The 6760-nt window shown below is 39.6% G+C and carries 3 protein-coding genes; all 3 read right to left on the bottom strand.

The annotated features are described in order from the left end of the window. Positions 1-56 precede the first annotated feature (56 nt). The 3 genes from RDN93_RS16745 to RDN93_RS16735 all read right to left on the bottom strand — a co-directional run bounded on the left by RDN93_RS16745 (position 57) and on the right by RDN93_RS16735 (position 6752). On the bottom strand, positions 57-1823 hold the full coding sequence (locus RDN93_RS16745; RefSeq protein WP_308746573.1) for a RagB/SusD family nutrient uptake outer membrane protein: 1767 nt from the start codon (positions 1821-1823) through the stop codon (positions 57-59). 15 nt (positions 1824-1838) lie between these two features. Then, entirely contained in the window at positions 1839-5270 is a 3432-nt protein-coding gene (locus RDN93_RS16740; protein WP_308746572.1) for a TonB-dependent receptor, read from the bottom strand. Positions 5271-5552: 282 nt separating this feature from the next. After that, positions 5553-6752 (bottom strand): FecR family protein, encoded by a 1200-nt coding sequence (locus RDN93_RS16735; protein ID WP_195470643.1) that lies wholly within the window; start codon positions 6750-6752, stop codon positions 5553-5555. Between the last annotated feature and the right edge of the window lie 8 nt (positions 6753-6760).

The following is a 6760-nucleotide window of genomic DNA, read 5'->3' as shown; positions in this document are numbered from 1 at the left end:
TGGGCCAAGTTTATTTAATTTTTAATTCGTCCCAATTTTAATGGGACACTAATGATTTATTTCCAACCCGGATTCTGAGGAAGTAGATTCGGGTTCAATGATATTTCGTCCAACGGAATGTTGTACAAGTAATTTTTAGCCGTAAAATTCATACTATAAGTAACTCGCTTAGCATAGGGAGTAATAAAACCATCGGCATCGAATCCTACTTGATCTTTAATAGTCTTTATCTCATCGGCAGAGTACAAATTGGGGTCCATCTTAGCACCACGACGCACACGGTTAAATACGACCTCGCCTACATTCCAACGACAAACGTCGTCCCAACGATAACCTTCGGCAAACAACTCAATGCGACGTTCGCGACGGATTTCACGAATCAAGTTAGCGTTATCACCTTTCACATTAGGATATTTAGCAATTAAATCCGGATCAGCTATCGGATCAGCTTCCAACTTAAAAGTAAATCCTACACGGGCACGAAGCTGATTGATGGTTTTATCCAATTCGGGATCTTTCCCCAACTCAGCACCAGCCTCAGCACGAATCAACAAGGCCTCAGCATAACGCATAACAGGAGCGTCAATACCACCTTTGTGATTACCCACATAATGCTCAGATGCCTTATAGAACTTACATACCGAATATCCGGTACAAGATGCAGCGTAGAAGGTTCGAGTATCCGAGTTGGGAAGAATGGAAAATATATTAGGAGCTCCACCTTTTAACATACCTCCAGTAGTACGATATAAAAAACGAGCATATTTACTACCAGATTCGGGCAAACATACTGTTTGCAACAGACGTCCGTCGCGATTCTTCATCTCAGCATTATACCCCATGTTGGGATTGTGACAACCACAAAGAGATATGGGTTTTCCTGTATTAGCACACAAATATTCTTCGAAACAGTCACGGCTCATACCCTGTTCGCTATTAGGAATACTATTAGGCACGTTGTGCCCCATATTGAGTGCGGGGTCATACTCACGCGAGAGAATTACTTCCGAATTATCATTGTAATTATCTTGTATGAAAAGATCGAAATAGCTATCGTCTGTACCCGATGCCTTATACAATTCATAACCATACCCCATCAACTCTCCAGAAGCTTTGTAAGCCTCTTCGAGGAATTTTACATCGCCCTCTACATTACGATAACGACGCCAAGTACCTTCATAAAGACAGATACGGGCTTTGAGTAATAGAGCGGCATCGCGGCTCACACGATAAACTTTAGTCTTGCGAGGTAAAAATTCAATAGCCTTATTAATGGTAGCCAAAATATTGGTCATCACTAAATCACGAGAATCACGTCCTTTATATAATTCGGGGTTATCTTTATTCAACGTAGAGTCATACCAAGGCACCTCACCAAAAAGGCACACCTTATTGAAATAATCAAAAGCTTTGAAAAATAAGATTTCTCCGGCAAATTTCTTTTTATCAATATCCGAAGCGGGAGACTTTTCATAATTCTCTAGAAAAGCATTACAACCTCTCACCGTAGACCAATCCCAGTCAGTACTACTAGTCATTACAGTGTTTTGACCAAATGTAATACTACTAGCACCAGCTGCTAAAAGGTTATCAGACTGATACTCTTGCATAATCATATTTCCAATATTCCAAGACAAAGGATCACCATGTCCCTTGATGAGTTTAGGATAATAAAGATTGCAATATTGCTCTAATGCGGCAGCATTAGAAGTCTCCCAGAAACGATCACTAGAAATTGCGTCACCCGGTTCAGTATCCAAGTAATCACATCCAGACAGTGACAAGCACAAAATGCAAATACATGAAAATATATATTTTTTCATAATACCTATCTATTTTTAAAATGTTATATTAATACCGAATGAATAACTTCTCATAAATGCATATTCTTTACCACTGTTCTCGCTAGACAAGCTATTATCAGTTATTTGATCTACAATATCAGGAGTCATAAATGGGGGCAAACCAGTCTTCTCCCACAAATTCATACCACTTACATAGATACGTACCTGCTCCATTTTCATCTTGGCCAACCAACTCTTGGGTATAGTATAGCTCAAAGTAATATCTTTCAAGCGGATATATGCCGCATTTTGTAAGTATTTAGTTTGAATCTGCTTACTACGTTTATTGCCATTAGCATTCAAACGAGGATAGTAAGCTGTAGGATTCTCATAGGTCCAAATATTATCGATATGGTATTGGGTTACACAAGAGTTATAAATACCTCTAGAGAATCCCCAAAAGATATCACTACTTGTCCACATATCGCGTTTACCCACCCCTTCGAAAATAGCACGGATATCGAAACCACGCCAACCAATACCTCCTTGCAAATTAAAACGATATCGAGGAGTAGAGTTACCTATCACCTTTTGGTCACCCGGATTAGCCAATGTACGATTACCTTGATCTATCATGCCATCACCATTTAAGTCTTTGTAACGAATATCGCCCGGATACCACTTAGAAGAAATGTATTTCTGTACATAGTTCATTTTGGCTGCTTCAAAATCGTCCATAATATAACCATCAGTCACATACCCCCAGATTTCACCCAGTTTCTGTCCTTCATAATACATACCACCAGCCAACGAACCGTTGGGGTTATCGTATTTGGTTATCTCAGCTTGGTAATCGGACAAACCTACGGTAAGCGAATAGTCCATAGGACTTCCTAACACATTCTTAATACGATCTTTCCATGTCAATTCCAACTCCCAACCAGTGGTACGCATATCAGCAATATTCTCTTTACCACCCGAAGTACCCAATACGGCAGGCAGTGTAACCGAACGTACCATATCTTTGGTATCACGTACATAGAAATCGAATGTACCCATCAAACGATTGTTGAACAATGACCAGTCCAAACCCAAGTCTTTCGTCACAACCTTCTCCCAAGTCACTACACTAGGCAAAGAAGGTATATTCAACGCATTGACCATTTTGCCATCCATCATATAGTTGGTCAACACTTTACCTGAAAGAATAGACATATAGTCATGATAGCCGTTAGTTATCTGATTACCCAAAGCACCAACAGAGGCACGAAGTTTCAAATTGTCTACTACTTTGGAAAGTGGTTCGAAGAATTTTTCTTCCGAAATACGCCAACCGATAGAAGCTGAGGGAAAGAATGCCCAACGGTCGTCTTTGGCATATTTAGAAGAGCCGTCATAACGACCATTTACCTCAAGTAGATATTTGGAACGATAATCGTAATTCAAACGAAAGAAAGCCCCCTGTACACGCCAAATGTCTGCACCTTCAGCATTGTCTTTGTAGTTGATGGCCAAGTCGGAAATAGGCAACTCGTTATCATACAAGTCAGTCATGGTATATGAGGTATTAGCATAACTCTTCTCCTCTTGGTTATAACCACCCATTACCGAAATGTTATGGACGTCATTGAACGACGTTTTATACTCGGCCCATACATTGATAGCGTGGTAAATGTTGTTCGAATTATAGTTTCTCACATAGTTTGGAGTCTCTATAATCCATTCAGGACCGCCTTCAGGAAAAGTTTGCTTAATCTCTTTACGGTGGAACTTCTGAACGGTAGAATAACGATTCCAAGAGTAATCGCCCTTAATAGAAAGTCCTTTCAATGGATGTAAATCAAAACGTCCTATGTACCATTGATCCCAAGTCTCTTTCTTGTTACGTCCGGCCAAAGCCATCTTGCCAATAACGTTATAATTACCACTATTGAGATACATACCGGCAAAATCACCGTTAGGCAAAAAGATGGAAAGTGTAGGATACATGCGATATACTTCATAATACCAAGTTTGAGCACTGCTACCACCATTATCCATATAGGGTTCATCATTCTTAATGTTACTCATGCGAGTAACAAAACTCACGTCCAGCCAATTAGTTAGTTTAGTATCGAAACTGAACGCCAAGTTGAAGCGCTTATAAGAATCATTTCCGTAGCGAAAAATACCCGACTGGTCTTTGAAACCAATAGAAGCATAGTAATTGTTACGCTCGGTTCCACCCGAAAGGCTCACATTATGTTGCTGCATGAAAGCTGACTTTTGATAGAACTCAGATAACCAATCGGTGTTGCCCACATAGGCCCATCCCGGGTTGCTAGGACTATAATTTGAATTCTGAATGCCTTCGGTATCGACCAAGATTGCAGGATTGTGTTCCGGGTCGGCAATATGTGCATCAAGTTTCTCCATAAACTTCTCGTTAAAGTAATATCCACCCGGAGTATCATACTCGTATGCCTTATTCCACATACGCGCCCATACATCCGAACGGGGCATTTCCGGTAAACGGGCCGGTGAACTCCATGAAAGGTTATTATTATAGGTCACCCGCGTTTTCTGATTACGATTTCCTTTCTTTGTAGTGACAAGCATCACACCGAAGGCAGCACGTGCACCATAAACAGCAGCGGCAGAAGCATCTTTCAACACTGACACACTCTCCACATCTTGAGGATTAATCAATGACAGGTCGGAGATTTCCACTCCATCGATCAAAATCAAAGCATTCCCGCCATTCAAAGAGGTATTTCCGCGAATATTAATCTTGGCTGCTTCGTTTGGTTGACCGCTATTGAAAGTAATATTCAGATTGGGAACCATTCCCTGCAAACCCTGAGCAATATTAGCGATAGGGCGGTTTTCAAGGATTTCACCGGAAGCAGTTGTCACGGCTCCTGTCAGATTCAGCTTTTTCTGTGTACCATATCCTACTACCACGACTTCATTCAAAGACGCCGAACTTTCTTCAAGCATTATTTTCAAAGAATTAGTTTCACCGGATACCCAGACTTTTCTTGTGCTAAAACCTATATAAGAAGCAACAAGTAAGGCACGCTTACCATCTCTTATCCGTAACGTAAATCCACCGGACAGATCTGTGGTAACACCATTGGTCGTTCCCTGTACCGTAATATTTACACCCGGCAACGGCTGTCCACTGGCATCAACCACTGTTCCTTTTACAGTATATTCTTTGATTTCTACCGGTACTTCTGCTTTCTTTTCTTCTTTTTGGGGAAGGCGGACAATAATCACTTGTCTCCCTTTTACTGTATATGTCAGTTGTTTAGGGGGTAATATTCTATTCAAAATAGACACAACCGACTCGTTTTGTGCTTTGACTGTTACTTTTTCATTTTTCTGCAAGACATCTTCTTTAAAGAAGAAGACATAATTACTTTTCTTTTCCAGTGTTTTAAACAGGGTTTCCAAAGAGACATTTGTCAGATTTAACGTTACATCCGTGGATTGAAGTAGCATAAACCCGTCTTCTGCCGAGATCTTTGGCAAATGGGACGTTAAAAGAATGCATAAAAGTAAAAATCGAAAACCAATATTGGTTAAATATTTACTTTTATTCCTTGTCTGAGAGTTATTTTTCATATTTTTGTATTGTTAGATTTATAACTTTGCTGAGTTATTTTTAATTCTAATGTGAACCGGATGATATTTCGCAGATATTATCCGGTTTTTTCTGTTTTATTTTAAGGTGGTATATTTTTCATTTCTTTCTTTTTAAAGGTTATACTTCATTTGAGTTTCTCAAGGCATGATGTATATTACATCCCCTCGCCTAGTTATATTTAATGGCGTAGTCAATGAGATGGCCTCCAATACTTCGTCAAGTGTACAATTCAAATCAAGACTACCATAATATTTTTCATCTTTCAAACTTCCTGATATTTCTATTTTTGTATCATAATATCTCGACAGTGATTTCAGCACATCAGAAAGTCTCTGTCCATCGAAATTCATAGCATCGTCTTTCCAACAAATATAGTTGTATACGTCCACTTCATTCACTTTTACTGCACCGTTGTCTTTTGAAAGACGTTGATTAGGGAGCAAGCGCTTTTTCTCTTTATTGTCTACTGTCACATCTACACTTCCCTGAACAAGTACCACTGCTGTCTCCGTATCTTTTACATAATCGGTTACATTGAATGATGTTCCCAGCACGGTAACTTCTAAACGATTCGTCTTCACGACAAAAGGGTGCTTAGCATCTTTACGAACGTCCAAATATACTTCTCCTTGTACATTCAACTTTCTATTCTCCGGAAAGTCCGAAGCATAAGATATGCATGAACCGGAATTAATCCACAATAAAGAACCATCCGGAAGGATTATTTTAGAACGCTTCCCATAAGGTACCATTATCTGATTCACCGATATCTTTTCTCCTCTGGAAGCAGCTACCAATTGTTCGTCCACTGTAACTGTACCGTCCTCACCTACCCGGATTTCAGCATTATTCTTGTCCAAACCAACGGCCTGTTTACCATCCAAAATAATCTGTATTTGCCCTGAATGACCTAAAGAGTCTATAATATTGGCTGTAACATCTGTAGTTTTCTGCAAATTGGATTTGGATAGAATATAATAAGTCCCCAAACAGATGAATAGTAAGGCTGCCACACTTGCCACATAAGCCATTACTCTCCGATAAGGTAATGTTTTTTTGTGAAGCTGTACCGGTTGCGAAGATTCATGTTGAAGCCTATCCATCATTCTGGCAAAACTTTGCATCTTATATTCCTCAGATACAGGTCTGCTATCTTCAACCACTTTCATATTTTGAATCACCGCAATAGCCAATTCTATCTTTTCTTCACAACCGGGATGCTGAATCTTATAGGATTTAATATCAAACCCATTATCAGAAAAACCATATCTTGCCCATTGGAAGAAATCATCATCCAACAAAAATTCTTCTATATCTCTAAATGTATATTGAGCCATTTTCTGCC

The organism is uncultured Bacteroides sp. (assembly GCF_902491285.1).
Classification (GTDB): domain Bacteria; phylum Bacteroidota; class Bacteroidia; order Bacteroidales; family Bacteroidaceae; genus Bacteroides.
This window is presented reverse-complemented; position numbering and strand designations above follow the sequence as displayed.

Bases quoted from the DNA above. Each gene is read 5' to 3' on its own strand.
- RDN93_RS16735 (WP_195470643.1), bottom strand. From the start codon at position 6,752: ATGGCTCAATATACATTTAGAGATATAGAAGAATTTTTGTTGGATGAT.
- RDN93_RS16745 (WP_308746573.1), bottom strand. From the start codon at position 1,823: ATGAAAAAATATATATTTTCATGTATTTGCATTTTGTGCTTGTCACTG.
- RDN93_RS16740 (WP_308746572.1), bottom strand. From the start codon at position 5,270: ATGCTACTTCAATCCACGGATGTAACGTTAAATCTGACAAATGTCTCT.